Here is an 18,327-nt window from a genome sequence, read left to right as displayed (position 1 = left end):
TCAGTCACGCTAATTAAAAAATTCCACTCTGCGCAGAGTCACCTGTTTATCGGGCGGGATATCCCTGTGCGCAGAACGAAAATAAGAGAATAGCGTTATGACTCAGATTAATGAAAGAATGCGTCGCCGCGATAAAGATGCGGTGACCTACGCCATTGCGGAAGAGGCGACCAACAGCATCGCCCAAACGCTGGCGAACCTGAAGTGCAACCGTAACGGCTTGACCCAGGACGACGCCGATGAGCGGCTGGAGCAGTTCGGCGCCAACCAGGTCGCCCACGATAAGGCACCGCATGCCTTGATTCAGCTGATCAAGGCCTTCAACAACCCGTTTATCTTCGTGCTGATGGTGCTGGCTGCGATCAGTTTCTTTACCGATTATTGGTTGCCGCTCCAGAGCGGTGAAGAAACTGAACTCACCGGCGTCATTATCATTCTGACCATGGTCACGCTGAGCGGGCTGCTGCGTTTTTGGCAAGAATATCGCACCAACAAAGCGGCGGAAGCGTTGAAGTCGATGGTGCGCACCACCGCCACGGTATTGCGCCGCAGCAGCTACAGCGCGCATCCGCTGACGCTGGAAGTGCCGATCCGCGAACTGGTGCCGGGGGATATCATTCAGCTCTCCGCCGGTGACATGGTGCCGGCCGACGTACGCCTTATCGCCTCGCGCGATCTGTTCATCAGCCAGGCGATTTTGACCGGTGAAGCGATCCCTATCGAGAAATACGATGCCATGGGCAACGTAGCGCAGAAGTCGAGCGAAGGGGAAGTGTCCAGCGAGAACGCGCTGCTTGAACTGTCCAATATCTGCCTGATGGGCACCAACGTCGCCAGCGGTACCGCCACGGCGGTGGTGGTGGCGACCGGTGGGCGCACGTACTTCGGTTCACTGGCCAAGTCGATCGTCGGTTCGCGGGCGCAAACCGCGTTCGATCGCGGGGTGAACAGCGTCAGCTGGTTGTTGATCCGCTTTATGCTGGTGATGGTGCCGGTGGTGTTGCTGATCAACGGCTTCACCAAAGGCGATTGGAGCGAGGCGGCGCTGTTCGCACTGGCGGTGGCGGTTGGCCTGACGCCGGAAATGCTGCCGATGATCGTCAGCTCCAACCTGGCGAAAGGGGCGATCGCCATGTCGCGCCGCAAGGTGGTGGTGAAGCGCTTGAACGCCATTCAGAACTTCGGCGCCATGGACGTGCTTTGCACCGACAAGACCGGTACCCTGACCCAGGACCGCATCATTCTCGAACACCATATCGACGTCAATGGCGCCAGGGATAACGAGGTGTTGCACCTGGCCTGGTTGAACAGCTTCCATCAGAGCGGCATGAAGAACCTGATGGACCAGGCGGTGATCCGCTTCGGGCGCGGCAAACCGGGGATCGAAGCCCTAGGGCGTTTCAGCAAGGTGGACGAGCTGCCGTTCGATTTCGTGCGTCGCCGTCTGTCGATCGTGGTTGCGGATGAGAATGGCAAGCAGCAGCTGATCTGTAAGGGCGCAGTGGAGGAGATGCTGGAGATCGCCACCCACGTGCGAGAAGGCGACAAGACGCTGGAATTGGACGAAGGGCGCCGTGCGGCGTTGCAGGCGCTGGCCCGCGAGTATAACGAGGACGGTTTCCGCGTGCTGGTGCTGGCGACGCGCGAGCTGGATATGCAACGCCCGGCCGAGCCGCTGAGCGTAGCCGACGAGCGCGACATGGTGGTGCAAGGGCTGCTGACCTTCCTCGATCCACCGAAGGAGAGCGCGCAGCAGGCGATTGCCGCGCTGCAGGAAAACGGCGTGACGGTGAAGGTGCTGACGGGCGACAACCCGGTGATCACCTGCAAGATCTGCCGCGACGTCGGGCTGGAGCCGGGGGAGCCGCTCTCTGGGCTGCAGATTGAGCAGATGGATGACGAAGAGCTGGCGCGCGAAGTGGAGCAGCGCACGGTCTTCACCAAGCTGACGCCGCTGCAAAAATCGCGGGTGCTGAAAATGCTGCAGGCCAACGGACATACCGTCGGCTTCCTTGGCGACGGCATCAACGATGCGCCGGCGCTGCGCGACGCCGACGTCGGCATTTCGGTCGACACCGGCACTGACATCGCCAAGGAATCGGCGGACATCATCCTGCTGGAAAAGAACCTGATGGTGCTGGAAGAGGGGGTGATCAAAGGGCGCGAGACCTTCGGCAATATCATCAAGTATCTGAACATGACCGCCAGCTCCAACTTCGGCAACGTGTTCTCGGTGCTGGTGGCCAGCGCCTTCATCCCGTTCCTGCCGATGCTGGCGATCCACCTGTTGATTCAGAACCTGATGTACGACATTTCTCAGCTGTCGCTGCCGTGGGACAAGATGGACAAAGAGTTTCTGCGCAAGCCGCGCAAGTGGGACTCCAAAAACATCGGGCGCTTTATGCTGTGGATTGGGCCGACCTCATCGATCTTCGATATCACGACGTATGCGCTGATGTGGTACGTGTTCGCCGCCAACAGCGTGGAACACCAGGCGCTGTTCCAGTCAGGCTGGTTCATTGAGGGGCTGCTGTCGCAAACGTTGGTGGTGCATATGCTGCGCACTCAGAAGATTCCGTTCATTCAGAGCACCGCGGCGCTGCCGGTGTTGCTGACCACCGGATTGGTGATGGCGCTCGGCATCTACATTCCGTTCTCACCGCTCGGCGCCCTGGTCGGCCTGCAGCCGCTGCCGTGGGAATACTTCCCGTGGTTGGCCGCGACGTTGGTCAGCTACTGCGTGGTCGCGCAGTTGATGAAGCGTTTTTATATCCGCCGCTTTGGCGAGTGGCTGTAAGCCGCCTCGGCGTTCACTTCGGGGGCGAAATTCTTTGCCCCCGCACCTAGAGCAGTTTGTTGACCAGCAGGCCGAGCATGATGGTCAGCGTGAAGGAAAACAGCGTGCCGAGCAGCACATACTCGGTGCGCATCTTATCATCGCTTTGGCGCAGATCGCCGAAACGGAAGATAGATTTGGCCGCCAGCAAAAAGCCGATCGCCGGGATTTGCCCCAGCAGCACAAAGGTCAGGATGAGCGTTCTCTCCAGATAGCCAATCTGTTTGCCCGCGCGCAGCAGTGAGTCGTTGTCGGCCTTGGCCGAAGGCGGCATTTGCGGTGTCCAGCGCGCCAGCAGTTGCCCGATCAGCAGGCTCATCGGCAGATAAATCAGGCTGTAGGCCACCAGCACCAGACCGGCTTGCCAACTCCCCAGTTGCCGCCCCAGCGCGGCGAGCAGTTCACCGGCATTCGGCGTCAGCCCCAGCCACAGCAAGGCGATCACCGCCAGATGCAATCCCTGATCGAGCAGGAAACTGCGGGCCGGGCTCAGGCGGTTCATTGCGGTGACTTTCAGCAAATCGATCAGGTAGTGGCTGACGGCGATGAGCAGCAGGCTGGCCAGTACCTGAAGCGAAGAAAGCCCCCCGTGCAGCAGGCCGAAACCCGCCACGACCCAGGCGGCCAGCACCCCGTGCAGCAACGCGTGCAACACCAGAAAACGCGAACGTACGCGATGTTGGATTTTATCTTCCACCCAACTCAGCGGCTGCAGCGGAAAATCCGCCAGCAGATGGACGAACAACAGCCAGGCCAGCAAAGGCGCATAGGTCAGATCCATAGTCAGACGATCCTGTTAATGGCGTGAATAAACCGCATGATTTCCTCGTAGGCAGCGCGTTTCAGGGTAGCGGAGACCGTAGAGGCGGCTTTTTGCAGCTGGTCTGCCACGGCGGCGCCGCTGTCGGCGAACATTCTCGCCTGAACGATGCGGGCTTCGGCCTGTGACAGGCGGGCAATCACATGATCTAACATCGGCAGCAGATCGCTGACAATGGCGTTTGTCCGATCGTTGTCGGTTTTCAGAGCCAGCCGGCAATTTTTTGCCATGGCGTCCAGCGCGCTGCCGGAATTGATAAAGGCACTGCCGTAACCGGCGGCTTCGGGCCGTTGGTTGCCGAGCCCGACGGCGATGCGCGCATCCCAGTGTGCGGCGCCCATCGCCCGTAGCGCGAGGCGAATATATACCGCCAGCAGCAGCCCGTCCTCCGGGGCAGCCTGCGCCTGGAAGGCATCACCGCGAAAGATTTCCACTTGATGCAGCCGTCCGTCGAGCTGCAGCCGATCGAGCAGGCTATGCAGCCCATTGAGGTAGTTGGCGGTGTCTGAGCGGCGAGAATCGACCAGATCGCCGCTGATTACGCTGATTGGCGTCGGCATGCTGTGATCCGTTGTTTGCAGGAGATGACTATAAATTCGCATCTTGATACGAATATGTCAATAATTCGCTTCTAGATGCGAATTTTCAACCTTTTCGCCTGTAGGGGCGAAACGCTGTGTTGCGGAGAAAGGGAGGAGAAACGGCCGGGAAAGCGCGAATCTGTCAGACTCGCCACCGGCGGCGTAGACGGAAACTGGCCGGCAACCGGCCGCTCAGAAGCTTTTTACCAGCACTTCACGCGGCATTTCGCTGCCGTGCTTCAACAGGTGCTCAAACGAACGTTCGCTGCTTTTCAACTGCTGCAAAAACTCTTGCGGCGACAGATCGTGCTTTTTGCCGCTCATATAAGCCAGCGCCAGTTCTTTTGCCTGATAGCGGGAGAAGTTGTACATGGTGTCCTCGATACGGTGAATGTCAGTGCTCACGATTGTAGCGAAAGAGCACATAATGAACAGCGGCTTTGGCGTATGGAATCGATAGCTGAAACTTAACTTGCAGGCTGCAACAGTTCATCGCACAGGCGTTTTATCACCTGAGCCTGCGGCAGGCCGTTGTGCAACATTTGGCGGATATGCTCCGAATCGCTGATGCCCTGGCGAACATGGCACTCGATCGCCTGTAACACCGCCCGATCCTCCCGCCGCTCGGCGAAATCGCTCAGCGCCTCGAGGGTGTGCAGGATGTGGGCGGTCAGGCTGCTGCGGCGCAGCGTCACGGGATCGACGTATTCGGCGGCGAAACCGCTGCGATAGGCGTTGATCTTGTTGTAATTGGTGAAAGCATCGTATTCCGGCGCGATCGGCGTCCGGCGCTGCAACAGAAAATCAGCCAGCAGACGGCAATAGCCGACCAGCAGCACGGCGTGCGCGATGCGCAGCGGCGTATCGCAGATGCGGATCTCTACCGTGCCCAGTTCCGGTTTTGGCCGCGCATCCCAGTAAATATCCTTGATGCTTTCAATCACGCCGGCGGCGTTCAGCCGTTCGTAGTAGGCGTTGAATTCGCTCCAGCTGTAGATGTGTTCCAGGCAGCCGTAGTTGGGGAAGGAGTTCTGCGCGCTGAAACGGGAACTGGCAAAGCACGTATCGACGCCCTGATACAGCGGCGACGAAGCGCTGAGCGCGATCAGCTGCGGAAAATAGGGCGTCAGCGCATGGCACAGGTATATCGCCTCGTCCCCGTCGTTGACGCCGAGGTGAATGTGTTGGCCGAACACGCAGGCCAGTTTGGAGAGATAGCCAAAGCGACTGGCCAGCTGTCTGTAGCGCGCGTTGTCGCTGATGACCTGCTTGCGCCAGTCGTTGCTGAGATGGCGGCCGCCGCCGCAAACGTCACAGCCCAGGCGTTGCGCGCTGCGCCGGACGGTTGCGGTCAGGGCGCGCAGCTCGGCGTGCAGTTCAGCGAGATCGCGGTGCACAGAGCTGTTCAGCTCCACCATCGATTTTGTGAGCTCATGTTTGACGCGCCGGCGGTCGCCGATCTCGCTGACCACCCGGTCAGCCCGATCGGTAAGATCGTAGTGCTCGTCATCGACTAACTGCAGCTCTATTTCGGTGCCGATGGAAAGCCTTTCCGAACGTTTGAAAGTGAGCGGCATGGAACCTCCTTCCTGCAAGAACAGCATTAAGATAATTATATGCCTCGGCGAGGGGGACAACGTTTTGCGTTTTATATTTGTTTTTACAAATATGAAGGTGTTATCTTCACGAGCGATTTGTGGAGAGGATGAAGATACGGGAGGGTGACATGACGTCATTGACGCCGCTTAAGCTGTTTAAAAACTTGTCGGACGAGACGCGTTTGACGCTGGTGCTGTTGCTACGCCACGCCGGTGAGCTGTGCGTGTGCGAACTGTCGAGCGGACTGGCGCTGCCGCAGCCCAAAATCTCAAGGCATCTGGCAATGTTGCGTGAAAGCGGGCTGTTGCTCGATCGGCGCGATGGCAAGTGGATCCATTATCGCCTGTCACCGCATATGCCAGCCTGGGCGGCGGCGATTATTGAGCAGGCTTATCAGTGCCGATCAGAACAGATGACGGGATTGGCGCAACGCGCGGCGAAAGGCTGCCCGTAACGGTAAAAAATTTGCGCAAACACATTTGAAAAAACATATATGTAAACTTGTGGAGGCAGTGAGGCGGCGATGATAGTGGCAGGGGCGATCTTTATTCTGACGTTGGCCTTGGTGATCTGGCAACCGAGAGGGCTGAGCATCGGCTGGAGCGCGGCATTCGGCGCGGGATTGGCATTACTGAGCGGCGTGGTGCACATCGGCGATATTTCCGTGGTGTGGCAGATAGTCTGGAATGCGACCGCGACCTTTATCGCCGTCATCATCATCAGCCTGTTGCTGGATGAGAGCGGCTTCTTTGCCTGGATCGCCTTGCACGTCGCGCGCTGGGGCAACGGCAAAGGCCGATGGCTGTTTACCTACATGCTGCTGCTGGGGGCCGCGGTGGCGGCGCTGTTCGCGAACGACGGTGCCGCGTTAATCCTTACGCCGATCGTGATCGCCATGCTGTCGGCGCTCGGCTTTCGCCCTGCGGCAGTGCTGGCCTTCGTGATGGCGGCGGGCTTTATCGCCGATACCGCCAGCCTGCCGCTGGTGGTGTCTAACCTGGTGAATATCGTGTCGGCGGATTTCTTCCGGTTGGGCTTTACGGAGTATGCGGCAGTGATGGTGCCGGTTAACCTTGCCGCCGTGGCGGCGACCCTGGTGATGTTGCATCTGTTCTTTCGCAAGGATATTCCACAGCGCTACGCGTTGACGCGTTTACCGGTACCCCAAGAAGCGATTCGCGATCGGGCGACTTTCCGAACCGGTTGGGCCGTATTGGCGCTGTTACTGATTGGCTTTTTCGCCCTGGAACCGCTCGGTGTGCCGGTGAGTTTGGTTGCCGCCTGCGGCGCGCTGATTCTGCTGGCGGTGGCGAAACGCGGGCGGGCGATCGATACCGGTAAAGTGCTGCGCGGGGCGCCCTGGCAGATCGTGATTTTCTCGCTGGGTATGTATCTGGTGGTTTACGGGTTGCGCAATGCCGGCTTAACCGATCTGCTTGCCGACGTGTTGGACGCACTGGCGCGGCAGGGGCTGTGGGTGGCAACGCTCGGCACCGGCTTCCTGAGCGCGTTTCTCTCTTCCGTCATGAATAACATGCCAACGGTATTGGTGGGGGCGTTGTCAATCGATGGCAGCGGCGCGGAAGGCGTCATCAAGCAGGCGATGATTTACGCCAATGTCATCGGCAGCGATCTTGGCCCCAAAATCACCCCGATCGGCAGCCTGGCTACGTTGCTGTGGTTGCATGTGTTGGCAAGGAAGAACATCGTCATTACCTGGGGCTATTATTTCCGCGTGGGACTGGTGATGACGCTGCCGATTCTGTTCGTCACCCTGGCCGCGCTGGCGCTGCGGCTGTCCGTTTTGTCCTAACCGGAGAAACCGTCATGAGCAGTATCAAGATTTATCACAACCCGGCCTGCGGCACGTCGCGCAACACGTTGGCGCTGATCCGCAACAGCGGCGTTGAGCCCGAGGTGATTTTGTATCTGGAAACGCCTCCCAGCCGCGAACGGTTGGTTGCGCTGCTGGCCGAGATGGGGATGACGCCGCGCGCGTTACTGCGCAAAAACGTCGAACCTTACGCCGAGTTGAAACTGGACGAGACCGGCTGGAACGATGAGCAACTGATCGACTTCATGTTGCAACAGCCGATCCTAATCAATCGGCCCATTGTGGTGACACCGCTCGGCACGCGGCTGTGCCGGCCGTCGGAGGCGGTGTTGGATATTCTGCCGGCTCCGCAGCGCGGGGCATTCAGCAAAGAGGATGGGGAGCCGGTGATCGATGCGCAGGGCCGCAGGATAACCAAAGGCTGATCGCTGCGGCCCTGCGCCTTGGCAAAATCAGTGCAGTTCGGCGCCGCTGCGGTCGGCCAGCGCTTCCAGCAGCGGGGCAGAAGGCACGAAGAACAGGGTGCCGGTTACCGCGTGGCTAAAATCGAGCAGCCGATCGTAGTTGCCGGCGGGGCGGCCGACAAACATGTTTTCCAGCATCTGCTCGATTGGCTGCGGGGAGCGTGCATAGCCGATAAAGTAGGTGCCGAATTCGCGCAGGCCGGGGCGGCCGAATGGCATGTTGTCGCGCAGAATTTTCACCTCGTTGCCTTGCTCGTCGGTGATGGTGGTCAGTGAACTGTGCGATGACGACGGCTTGACCGCTTCATCCAACTCGATGTTGGACTGTTTATGGCGGCCGATGATCTTCTCCTGCGTTTCCACGCTGAGCGAGTTCCAGCCCTGCATATCGTGCAGGTATTTTTGCACCAGCACATAGCTGCCGCCGCTGAACGCCGCGTCTTCATCGCCGATCACCGTATAGTCGAAGGCTTCGTGCCCCTCAGGGTTTTCCGTGCCGTCGACGAAGCCAATCATGGCGCGCTGATCGAAGTAACGGAAGCCGTGCACCTCTTCGATCACCGTCACGGCGTCGCCGAGCTTGCCGACCAGCTGTGAGGCCAGTTCGAAACACAGATCCATTTCATCGGCGCGGATATGCAGCAGGATGTCGCCGGGCGTGGCGACGGCGACGCGTTCCCCGCTGCCGATCGGGCTGAACGGATGCAACTGGCGAGGGCGCGGTGCGCCAAACAGTGTATCCCAAGCCTCGGAACCGAAACCGCAGACGCAGGTGAGGTTGCCCGCCGGCGCACGTTTACCGACCGAACGCACCACGGCGGCGATGTCGCCGCACCAGGCGCGCACCGCCGCCAGATGGGCAGGAACGGGCGACAGGGTGGCGACGATGAAGATGGCGTGGCGCGTCACCGGAGTGAAAACGGCTTGCGGCGGATTGTTATTTGCATTCATTGCATTCGGCTCCAGTGTGTTCGGGTGAAATAGGTCAAATCAAATTAAAGTGCTCGTCGGGTTTCATCGGCGGCGGCAGCGGACTTTGGTCGTTCATTTCCAGCAGGTTGCGCTCAATGGTGTTACAGATGGCGTTTAACGGCAGATGGTTGGCCGACACGCCGAACGGATCTTCCAGCTCTTCGGCCAACGAGTCCCAAGATAAGAAGGTATAGGAAATGAACACCGAAACAAATGGTGTCATGTAATGCAGATCGGTCACCAGGGCAAAAGGCAGCAGGCTGCAGAACAGATAAACGGTGCGCTGCAGGATCAGGGTATAGGCGAACGGCACCGGCGTACTGGCTAGCCGTTCGCAGCCGCCGAGGGCGTGGGACAGCTCGCTCAGTTTATTGTCGAGCAGCTCGAAGGTGATGTCGCTCAGCAGCCCCCGTCGGCGCAGCTTGCCGATCTCCTGGCCCAGCATCAGCAAGATGCGGTTGGTCGGCATCGGACTGGCGATCACTTCGGCCAGTTCCTTGCTGCTGAGATTGTGGTACAGATCGGCGGTCGGATCGGTGGCGCGCAGCTGATGCTTCAGGCTCCAGCTGAAGGCGATCAGCAGCTTGGCGACCTTCTGATGCACCGCCGGTTCGTCCGGCAGCAGGCTTTTGATCTGGCGCAACAGCGAGCGTTCGGTAATCAGCAGCGAGCCCCACAGGTTGCGGGCCTCGACAAAGCGGCTGTAGCCGGCGTTATTGCGAAAGCCGAGAAAGATGGCGATGGCGATGCCCAGCAGGCTGAACGGCGCGATGGTTAAATGCACGCCGAGCTGTTCATACCATTGGTAGCTGATCACCGCCACTATCGACATCAGCACGTTCAGCGACAGGCGAAAGGTAATTTTTGACAGCACGGAACCGTGCCAGGCGAACAGGCGAAAAAACCAGTTCTGGTGCGGGCGAATTATCATAACGTGGGTGCTTCCTGGTGTCCTGCTATTGAGAATAGTCGATTCTTATCCGGCGGCGTTAGGCCGCCGCCGTCGATTGCCAGAGCCGCTGCGGGTGCGTATAAACGGTGGCGCGCCCCGGCTTGCTGAAGCCCACCAGCGTCAGGTTGCTGCGTTCGGCCACCTCTACCGCCAGGCGGGTGGCGGCGGAAACGGCGAACAGGATCTCGACGCCGCACATGGCGGATTTTTGTACCATTTCATAGCTGGCGCGGCTCGACACCAGCGCAGCACCTTGCCGCCACGCCTGTTGGCTGCGGTAGCCCAGTAATTTGTCGAGCGCGACGTGGCGGCCGACGTCTTCACATCCGCCGCTGAGCGCGCCGTCCGGCTGGATCCAGGCCGCCGCATGGGTGCAGCCGGTCAATTTCCCCACCGTTTGCACTTCCTGCAGCTGCGCCAGCGCCCGGTCGAGCAGGGCCAAATCGAAGCGTTGCGTGAAGGGCAGCGGCGCGATGGGTTGGGCGACCTCCTGCAGCTGCTCCACCCCGCAGACGCCGCAGCCGGTGCGGCCGGCCAGGTTGCGGCGCTTCTCTTTCAGCTGCATAAAGCGGCGGCTCGAGAGTTCCACATGCACTTCAATGCCGTTGCAGGCCGGTTGTTGGCGGATGTCGTAGATATCGTCGGGGGAGGCGATGATGCCTTCGGACAGCGAAAAACCGATGGCGAAGGCCGCCAGATCTTTCGGCGTCGCCATCATTACCACGTGGGAAATGCCGTTGTACACCAGGACGACCGGCACTTCTTCCGCCAGCCAATCCTGTTGCGCCTGAGCCAGATCGTTGCGCTGCCAAACCGCGTGGCGCGACAGGCATTCCTGTTCGATATCGTCAGTTTCTGCGAGGAGTAGGTGCTTGTTCATAACGTTCTCGTGACTGTCGGTGACGAGGCGCCGACGGGGATGAATTCTTATTGAGCAGGTATGGGGATTATACAGGATTCTGATCTCGCTCGCGTAGGGAATCACACCGTACTGCCGGCCCATCAGGTTATCCACAGTTTTGGTGGATAACGTGTGTGCAAGGGAAGGTGAAACACTTAGCAGGCGTAAAAAAAATCGCTCAGAAAATTATTATATTACGCGGGAAAGCGCGAGCCGCAGGGGGATAGAGGGTTGCACGCGCTCGCGGTTTGCTTGTGTGTTGCTGTATAAATATACAGTTTTATTGCGATTGTGACCCATATGTCATGCCTGTATGCTTTTTCACCACTTTGATTATCAGAACGAGGGGATGCATAGAGCAACCTGCTATCCGCGCGTTGAACTCACGAAGACAGTTTTCCCCTGTTATCGTTAGGTTTTCGGCGTGATCTCATGAAAACAGGTCAGTCGCTCGTGCAACAATTATTTGCCTATAGCATTAAGGGGAATGATAAATGCTCATCCATGGAAGAGGTCGGAGCGACGTGTTTAGGTGAAAATAGTGACTTTTTCTGATGACGGCAATGTTAGCAGGCGGCTCAACGCTACGGGGGAACGGCTGGGGCTTGAGCCCGTAAGGTACGAGAGGGGGGGGCCTAGGGAAAATGTGATTTTCGGCGAGTGGCGATAATCTCATCGCCATCTGAGGTAAGGGAGCACCGTTTAACGTCAATGCGCCGAGCCAGCCGACTTATGCTTGCATATATTTTTGGATGGCGTTGAGCAACATTTGGTGAACGGTCTCGAGCGACTGAGGGGAGGTGACCTGCTCGGGCACATCTGCCGGCGTATGGAATTGTGGGCCAATACCGACAAATGACATGAGTGGTGCGTTTACTGCGGAAGCCCATAGTGCCCCTTCGCCATTCCACTGTTTAGGGTTAAGTAATGCCGGCAGACCGGCTCCCAGTAGTATCGGTTCGATTTTTTTGAAGCGAGCGTCGTCCATTCTGATTGAGACACCTCGCGCGATAGCTGGGATCATTGACGGATTATTGCTGCCGGGGGCTAAGACCATGGTGTTATCTGTTTTATTTCTCATGGTTAGAGCAACGTTAGCACCTAAATGCACGATAAGCGCCGGATTGAATTGGTTTGTCTTCAGCAGTGTTTCTAATCCGATATGATGTAACAGTTCGTGGCCGGGTGAGCCGATAACGATCACTGGATATTGTTCAGCCAGGGCTTGAGCGAGGCCAAGCGCAAGTGCAATGCCGGTACCTCGTTCCGCCGCGCATTGAAACCAACCGCTTAGCGGTGTGGCAATGATGATTGCCTTCTTACTGACATCACCGAACGTGGCGATGATATTGTTGCTTTTCCCCGGAACAATTTTTCCCGAAAACAGGACATCTACACTTTTTTTCTGCAGCGACTCCCCTAGTCTGCCAGGCACCAAAACAACCGGTAAACCACTCCCCAATCTCGGCTCTCTGTTGGGCACCTGTAGTTCACCCAGTTCACACTGAGTGGCTATCACGGCAATTCTTGCGCCGGATGTCTGAGCTGATGTAATTAATCGCTGCAGGGCTGCAGAAGTACGATCGCCCCTCAGTGCGACGGCAGAGCCGACGAAAGGGGAAGAGGAGCTCATATTGCCAATACCTTCATAGTACAATGGCATTGACGGTACCTCTTTTCCACTAATGCGGACGCGGGAATAACCATCAAAGCGTGTGAAACTAAATGGCTGCATTGATATTTCTCCGCCTATATTCTGGAGTATCTGTGAGAACCAGTCATTGGTGTGGCGATCGACGTCTGTTCCCACACGATGAAATCCGAGGGCTGCATATTGTTGAACCAGCTCATATAATGCATCACCAGACTGCAGAAATGTTTGCTTGGCTGATATCGTGACACTACGTTGTGCGAATGTGCTGCCAGTGAATAAGTAGCTGAGAGACGCTGTAGCAAGAGCGGCTTTGATAAAGTCACGGCGGTTCATCATTATTTCTCCAGTATCTGAAGCCTTGAGTGCGATAGCTTATCTCTCTTGAGCTGCGGATAGATATTACGCAGCCCAAGGGAGCGTTGTTCTATTGGCGAACGATCTCTACCAACGAGCTGACATAACCTGTTCCCCCGACGCCCTCATCTTGAACCTCAATATAATATGCAAGCTGGTTGCCAGGTTTCAGCTTGAGTTCAACCGTGAAGTTACCGCCATTTTCGGGTATTTCCGCGGATTGCCATTTTGCTTTGCGCCAGTCACTCACAAGGGGTACATAAGCATAAAACACGCTCACACCGATCAGCTTATTTACCTTATTGATCTTGGGTTGCAGCGTTAATGTGTCGTGTTCACGGCTGACATGCATGTTGATTTCAGGGACTTTACGGCCCATAAACGTATGAGCTAACCACATTCGCCATGCTGCCAGATGTTTATCTGAAACCCAGGTGTGGGGAAAGTTGTCCACAGCTAAAAATGCTTTGTCTCCCGTCATTTCACTCATCATGCTATTGGGGCTGCCTAAGGCGAAAAGCTGATCGTTGGTGCCGAGTGTAACCAGATACTTTGCTTTTATTTTCGTTCGCCACATATAAGGATCGAAGTTTGCCAAAATTTGTAAACCTATAGGGTTGTTTACCTCTCTCAGCAATTCATCTGCAGGTTGAAATGCGGGCCCGGTTGGGCGACCCATGGTTTCTTCTCCTCCTCCCACCCCGGCGCCGAATTCAGCAAATTTTCTGGCGATGAAATAGAGATTATTTCCGCCGAAATAGCAGGCTGCCATGGTACCCGCAACGCGATCGGGGTCGACGCCGGTTGCTACGCTTACTGCTAATCCGCGTTTAGAGCATCCCATGAGTACGGCTTTTTCCGTATTAATTCCTTTCAGAGAGTGCATAAGGGTAATGGCGCGAAGGTAGGATTTAATGATTGGATAGTAGCCGACCCAAGTCAGATCCTTCGTCTCCTGTGCTTTTTTCAAAGCATATCCCATCAGATCTGACTCGTTCATTCCCCAATAATCTTCTGCAGGGTTAGAGAAAATCATAATAGGTATATTGAGATCGATTGCCGTTCCTTCCGCGTACTCTCCTTCTGTATCGCGGCCCGAGCCTGGGATTTTTTTTCTGGACCAATTCGGATCATCAAAAAATTGTCTTTCTGTACCGATAATCCCCGCTTTTCCGCCTCCCTTGTAATCAACGGGGACGTAAACTCTGGCTGGATGCCTTAAGATCAAACCATGCCAGTTTTGCGCAGTAAAGCTCAGTTCAATTTTCCGCACTGTTTTACCAGGCCGACTTTTGCTATTGATAACGGTATCACTGATAATTTTTGTTCCAAGAGTATTCTCATCGCGAATTTCTTGCAGATCGAAGTATTTTTCGACCGAATTGCTTTCCTTAGATTCTGCGAGGATAAGGGGCGGCGTTTTAGCGAAAACGCCGCTCATGCATGCAAGTGTTATTGCCATGGCTATGAGCCGTTTCTTTACTGTCATGGGGCCTCTTTGGAATGCATATTAAAAATATGTGTTTGAAGCAATTTGAGTAACGTACAACTTAGTTGGTTAGTGAAAAGATTAAAAAGAAGAGGGGGGTTCTGGTAGGAGCTAAATCGAAATCGGCTTAGCGATAACACAATACCCTCCTGTATAATGTGCACTAACAGAAACTATAGGTAACCATGCTAATAAGTCCAATAGTTATGATTGGGCAGTTATATCATTTTTATATGGATTGTATGTGTATTCTGTATATCTGAATAATGAGTGTTATTTTTTCAATGTGCCGCTAGTTAACGTTAAATAGTGTCCCTTTGTCGGGGCGGCTGTGTTGATTTTTGTTCATAGAGAGTAGTGACCCATTTTAATTGGCTCCTGACATCATTATTAATAGCAATAAGTACTCTGATGATAGCGTGCATTCCCGGTGCTGATTGTAGTGTTGTTAAACGCGGAATATAAAATTAACCCGTTTGAGCGCGATTATCCGTAGGTTACGGGTGTTTAATCAATTCACCGCTCCAATTACCTGAACGCACAGCTTCAACCAGCATGCCGCGCACCAGATCGCGTATGCACGAGGCGGCGAATGACAAGGGTTTATGGGCCGAATGTGCAATGGAGATGGTGCGATACAAACGGGGTTCGACAATCATTAAGGGCGGATACGGCGAACCTTCCCTCACTGCGGGCCAATTGCAGATGGTGGCGGCCAATCCGCTGCGCACCAGGCTGCTGAGCCCTTGCGCGGTATGTTGTTCATACACGACGTTGAGTTCTATCCCTAGCTGTATGGCTGCTTGTTCCGCCCGGCGGCGGAGGTAAGAACAGTTTTTCGGCAACATGGCCAGCGAACTGGCGGCTGCTTGCGTCAGAGTGATCGTATCGGCAGTTTCCGGGCATGCGTGTTGGCCAACCCAGTACAGATGTTCAGCAAAGACCGGATCGACGCACACATGATCCAATTCTTCCGCATTGGGGGTCACGCCAAAGTCCACTTGCCCCATGGCGATAGCTTCGCCTGTTTCCTGACTGAGACCGTCGCGCACGACCAACTCAATGCCGGGGAATTTTTCCCGCGCCTGTATAATGATGAGCGGCATCAATAATGCTGATGCGGTAACCGGAATGGCGATGGTTACCATGCCTTTCGGGTTGTCCTGAGTGGAGTGGAGCTCACTTTTTAATGAATCGACGGTTTGCACGACAAAACGTGCGAGGTCACAGAGCCGTTGCCCTGAATCTGTCAGTAAGATGCCGTCGTGCAAACGTTCCAGCAACTGCATACCCAGCTCTTCTTCCAATAAACTGATTTGGCGGCTGAGTGCGGGCTGGGCGATATAGGCGTTTCGTGCTGCGGCCGAAAAACTACCCGCCTCGGCGATAGCGATAAAATACCGAAGTTGTTTCAAGGTTATGGGTGAGCCTCTTCTCATGCTAATTCTTTATATCCTCTATCGAAAGTTGCTATTTGCCCGATGTAAATGGTGCCACTAGTATGGCTGTGCAAGTGAGACTCCGCTACTTTTCCCGCGGTTAAAATACGTTCTGGCCAAATTTTATAGGTTGTTTTTTATGATTTTTTCATTGAGGAGACAACTTTTTTATTTGACAAGCGGAGTAGCTAAACCAAAAAGGTTGAGTGAACGGCGAGAATTTTTGCCTATGTGTTACCAATGCAGCTTACATGGTGCTCTGCGCGGGATAAAACGTATTTTTAGCTATTCATTGAGGTGAATGACCGCTGGGAAAGACCAGTAAATCTTGGAGCGCAGTAATAATTATGCGCGAATGACAAACCAGGGTTAATTGCTGACAGCCGGGAAAGACCGGCACCCATATCGTTTTATCATCGGTTCTGTTAGCTGGGGCTGTGCCACCTGTGATTAACCTCCAGAAAACAATAGATAAAGATGCATCTCGAACGAGGCTGTACTAGCGTGGTATGCAACCTCTAAATGTAGAAATTGCTTGGGTGAGTAAATTGTGTACATTACCCGCCAAAGTAGATCGCCAACGAAAAAAAATCGCTCAGAAAATTATTATATTACGCGACAAAGCGCGATCCGCAGGGGGATAGGGGGTTGCACGCGTTCGCGTTTTGTTTATGCTTTACTGTATAAATATACAGTTTGGTTATGATTATGCTGAGCAATTCAAGGTTGTATGCTTTTTCACCAGGTGACCCCCTAACGTTACCGCTGTTTGCCGATCGCGTGGCCTGCGGTTTTCCTTCACCGGCGCAGGACTACGTCGAAGGGCGGCTGGATATCGGCAAGCTGCTGGTGCGGCACCCCAATGCCACTTACTTCGTGCGCGCCAGCGGCGAGTCGATGATCGACGGCAATATCCAGGATGGCGATCTGCTGATTGTCGACAGCGCCCTGACGCCGGAGCACGGCAATATCGTGATCGCCGCGGTGGACGGCGAATTCACCGTCAAAAAGCTGCAGCGCTATCCTGACGTGCGGCTGTTGCCGATGAATCCCGCCTACGCGCCGATCGTGTTCGACGACGAGGATCAGCTGGAGATCTTCGGCGTGGTGACTTTTATCGTCTACGCGGCGCTATAACCATGTTCGCCCTGGTGGACGTCAACAGCTTCTACGCTTCCTGCGAAACCATCTTTCGGCCCGATCTGCGAGGGCGGCCGGTGATCGTGCTGTCCAACAACGATGGCTGCGTGATCGCCCGCAGCACCGAGGCGAAGGCGTTGGGCGTGCCGATGGGCGCGCCTTATTTCAAAATCAAAGAGGAGATGCGCCGCCGCAACGTCGCGGTGTTCTCCTCCAACTACGCGCTGTACGCCGATATGTCCCGCCGGGTGATGGATACGCTGGAGGAGATGGCGCCGGCGGTGGAGATCTACTCGTTGGACGAAGCCTTTCTGCGGCTGGACGGCGTGGCGCACTGCGAAGCGCTGGAGCCGTTCGGCCAGCGAGTGCGCGATCGCATCCGGCGCGAGCTGCATTTGACGGTCGGGGTCGGCATTGCGCCGAGCAAAACGTTGGCCAAACTGGCCAACTTCGCCGCCAAGAAATGGCGCGGCACCGGCGGCGTGGTGGATCTATCCGATCCGGTGCGCCAGCGCAAACTGCTGGCGTTGCTCCCGGTGGAAGAGGTGTGGGGCGTAGGCCGCCGCCTGACTCGCCAGCTGCAGGCGATGGGCATTCACACCGCGCTGCAGCTGGCAGACTGCGATACCCGGCTGGCGCGTAAGACCTTCAGTGTGGTGCTGGAGCGCACGATACGCGAGCTGCGCGGCGAATCGTGCCTGCAGTGGGAAGATGAGGCGGCCGCCAAAGAGCAGATCATCTGCTCCCGTTCGTTCGGCCAGCGGCTGACGCATTACCCACACATGCGAGAGGCAATCTGCAGCTACGCTGAACGCGCCGCCGAAAAGCTGCGGCAGGAAAAGCGCTATTGCCGCAATGTTTCGGTGTTTATCAAAACCAGCCCGCATTCGGCTGGCGAGGGGTATTACAGCAATATGGGCACTGCCCGGCTGCAAACGCCGAGCAACGATAGCCGCGATATTATCGCCATGGCGGTGCGCGCGCTGGAGAGCATCTGGCAGGAAGGGCGGCGTTACCTGAAGGGCGGCGTGGTGTTGGGGGATTTCAGCGCCGCTGCCATGGCACAGATCGATCTGTTCGACGACTGCCCGCCGCGCCGCAACAGCGAACGGCTGATGGCGACCCTCGATCGCCTGAATCAGGAGGGACGCGGGCGGGTGTGGTTCGCCGGGCAGGGGATCGTCAAGCCGTGGCAAATGAAGCGCGAAATGCTGTCACCGGCCTACACCACCCGGTTGGCGGATATCCCGGTGGTGCGGCTGGGGGAGAGTTTTCAGACGGAAAATAATTCG

At 56.2% G+C, this 18,327-nt stretch carries 15 protein-coding genes and 1 pseudogene; 6 read left to right on the top strand and 10 right to left on the bottom strand.

The window, feature by feature from the left end:
- The first annotated feature begins 97 nt into the window (after positions 1-97).
- Entirely contained in the window at positions 98-2,797 is a 2,700-nt protein-coding gene (mgtA, locus tag EGY12_RS21705) for a magnesium-translocating P-type ATPase (RefSeq protein ID WP_123895325.1), read from the top strand.
- 46 nt (positions 2,798-2,843) lie between these two features.
- Here mgtA and EGY12_RS21700 read toward each other — a convergent pair whose 3' ends face one another.
- The 4 genes from EGY12_RS21700 to EGY12_RS21685 form a co-directional block, all read right to left on the bottom strand.
- On the bottom strand, positions 2,844-3,617 hold the full coding sequence (locus EGY12_RS21700; RefSeq protein WP_123895324.1) for a DUF3307 domain-containing protein: 774 nt from the start codon (positions 3,615-3,617) through the stop codon (positions 2,844-2,846).
- A gap of 2 nt (positions 3,618-3,619) precedes the next feature.
- Positions 3,620-4,216, bottom strand: a complete 597-nt coding sequence (locus tag EGY12_RS21695; RefSeq protein WP_123895323.1) for a hypothetical protein — start codon at positions 4,214-4,216, stop codon at positions 3,620-3,622.
- A gap of 213 nt (positions 4,217-4,429) precedes the next feature.
- Positions 4,430-4,609 carry a hypothetical protein gene (locus EGY12_RS21690; RefSeq protein ID WP_019453520.1) on the bottom strand — a complete coding sequence of 60 codons (180 nt, stop codon included), beginning with the start codon at positions 4,607-4,609 and terminating at the stop codon, positions 4,430-4,432.
- 95 nt (positions 4,610-4,704) lie between these two features.
- Positions 4,705-5,814 carry a YbdK family carboxylate-amine ligase gene (locus tag EGY12_RS21685; RefSeq protein ID WP_123895322.1) on the bottom strand — a complete coding sequence of 370 codons (1,110 nt, stop codon included), beginning with the start codon at positions 5,812-5,814 and terminating at the stop codon, positions 4,705-4,707.
- A gap of 149 nt (positions 5,815-5,963) precedes the next feature.
- Here EGY12_RS21685 and EGY12_RS21680 point away from each other — a divergent pair, with 149 nt between their 5' ends.
- The 3 genes from EGY12_RS21680 (at position 5,964) to arsC (ending at position 8,095) form a co-directional block, all read left to right on the top strand.
- Positions 5,964-6,290, top strand: a complete 327-nt coding sequence (locus tag EGY12_RS21680) for a metalloregulator ArsR/SmtB family transcription factor (RefSeq protein WP_123895321.1) — start codon at positions 5,964-5,966, stop codon at positions 6,288-6,290.
- Between the two features lie 69 nt (positions 6,291-6,359).
- Positions 6,360-7,649, top strand: coding sequence for an arsenic transporter (locus EGY12_RS21675; RefSeq protein ID WP_123895320.1), 1,290 nt, complete (start codon positions 6,360-6,362; stop codon positions 7,647-7,649).
- A 14-nt stretch (positions 7,650-7,663) separates the two neighbouring features.
- Entirely contained in the window at positions 7,664-8,095 is a 432-nt protein-coding gene (gene arsC / locus EGY12_RS21665) for an arsenate reductase (glutaredoxin) (RefSeq protein WP_123895319.1), read from the top strand.
- Positions 8,096-8,122: 27 nt separating this feature from the next.
- On the opposite strand, the gene EGY12_RS21660 is transcribed toward arsC, so the two are convergent.
- The 6 genes from EGY12_RS21660 to EGY12_RS21635 all read right to left on the bottom strand — a co-directional run bounded on the left by EGY12_RS21660 (position 8,123) and on the right by EGY12_RS21635 (position 15,895).
- Entirely contained in the window at positions 8,123-9,085 is a 963-nt protein-coding gene (locus tag EGY12_RS21660; protein WP_123895318.1) for a Dyp-type peroxidase, read from the bottom strand.
- A 34-nt stretch (positions 9,086-9,119) separates the two neighbouring features.
- On the bottom strand, positions 9,120-10,037 hold the full coding sequence (locus EGY12_RS21655; protein ID WP_123895317.1) for a bestrophin family protein: 918 nt from the start codon (positions 10,035-10,037) through the stop codon (positions 9,120-9,122).
- Between the two features lie 58 nt (positions 10,038-10,095).
- Complete coding sequence (gene fdhD / locus EGY12_RS21650) at positions 10,096-10,938, bottom strand: formate dehydrogenase accessory sulfurtransferase FdhD (protein ID WP_123895316.1); 843 nt, start codon at positions 10,936-10,938, stop codon at positions 10,096-10,098.
- A gap of 751 nt (positions 10,939-11,689) precedes the next feature.
- Entirely contained in the window at positions 11,690-12,949 is a 1,260-nt protein-coding gene (locus EGY12_RS21645; RefSeq protein WP_123895315.1) for a hypothetical protein, read from the bottom strand.
- A gap of 88 nt (positions 12,950-13,037) precedes the next feature.
- Positions 13,038-14,456: a PhoPQ-activated protein PqaA family protein gene (locus EGY12_RS21640; RefSeq protein ID WP_216641505.1), complete on the bottom strand. Its 1,419-nt coding sequence runs from the start codon at positions 14,454-14,456 to the stop codon at positions 13,038-13,040.
- Positions 14,457-14,953: 497 nt separating this feature from the next.
- A complete protein-coding gene (locus EGY12_RS21635) occupies positions 14,954-15,895 on the bottom strand; it encodes a LysR family transcriptional regulator (RefSeq protein WP_216641504.1) in 942 nt (313 codons plus the stop codon).
- A 702-nt stretch (positions 15,896-16,597) separates the two neighbouring features.
- Here EGY12_RS21635 and umuD point away from each other — a divergent pair.
- Positions 16,598-17,032, top strand: coding sequence for a translesion error-prone DNA polymerase V autoproteolytic subunit (umuD, locus tag EGY12_RS21630; RefSeq protein ID WP_123895314.1), 435 nt, complete (start codon positions 16,598-16,600; stop codon positions 17,030-17,032).
- A gap of 2 nt (positions 17,033-17,034) precedes the next feature.
- Positions 17,035-18,300, top strand: a pseudogene (umuC, locus tag EGY12_RS21625) (translesion error-prone DNA polymerase V subunit UmuC); the annotation flags it as partial.
- Positions 18,301-18,327 lie beyond the last annotated feature (27 nt).

It is taken from the genome of Serratia sp. FDAARGOS_506 (genome assembly GCF_003812745.1).
In the GTDB taxonomy this organism is placed as follows: domain Bacteria; phylum Pseudomonadota; class Gammaproteobacteria; order Enterobacterales; family Enterobacteriaceae; genus Serratia.
This window is presented reverse-complemented; position numbering and strand designations above follow the sequence as displayed.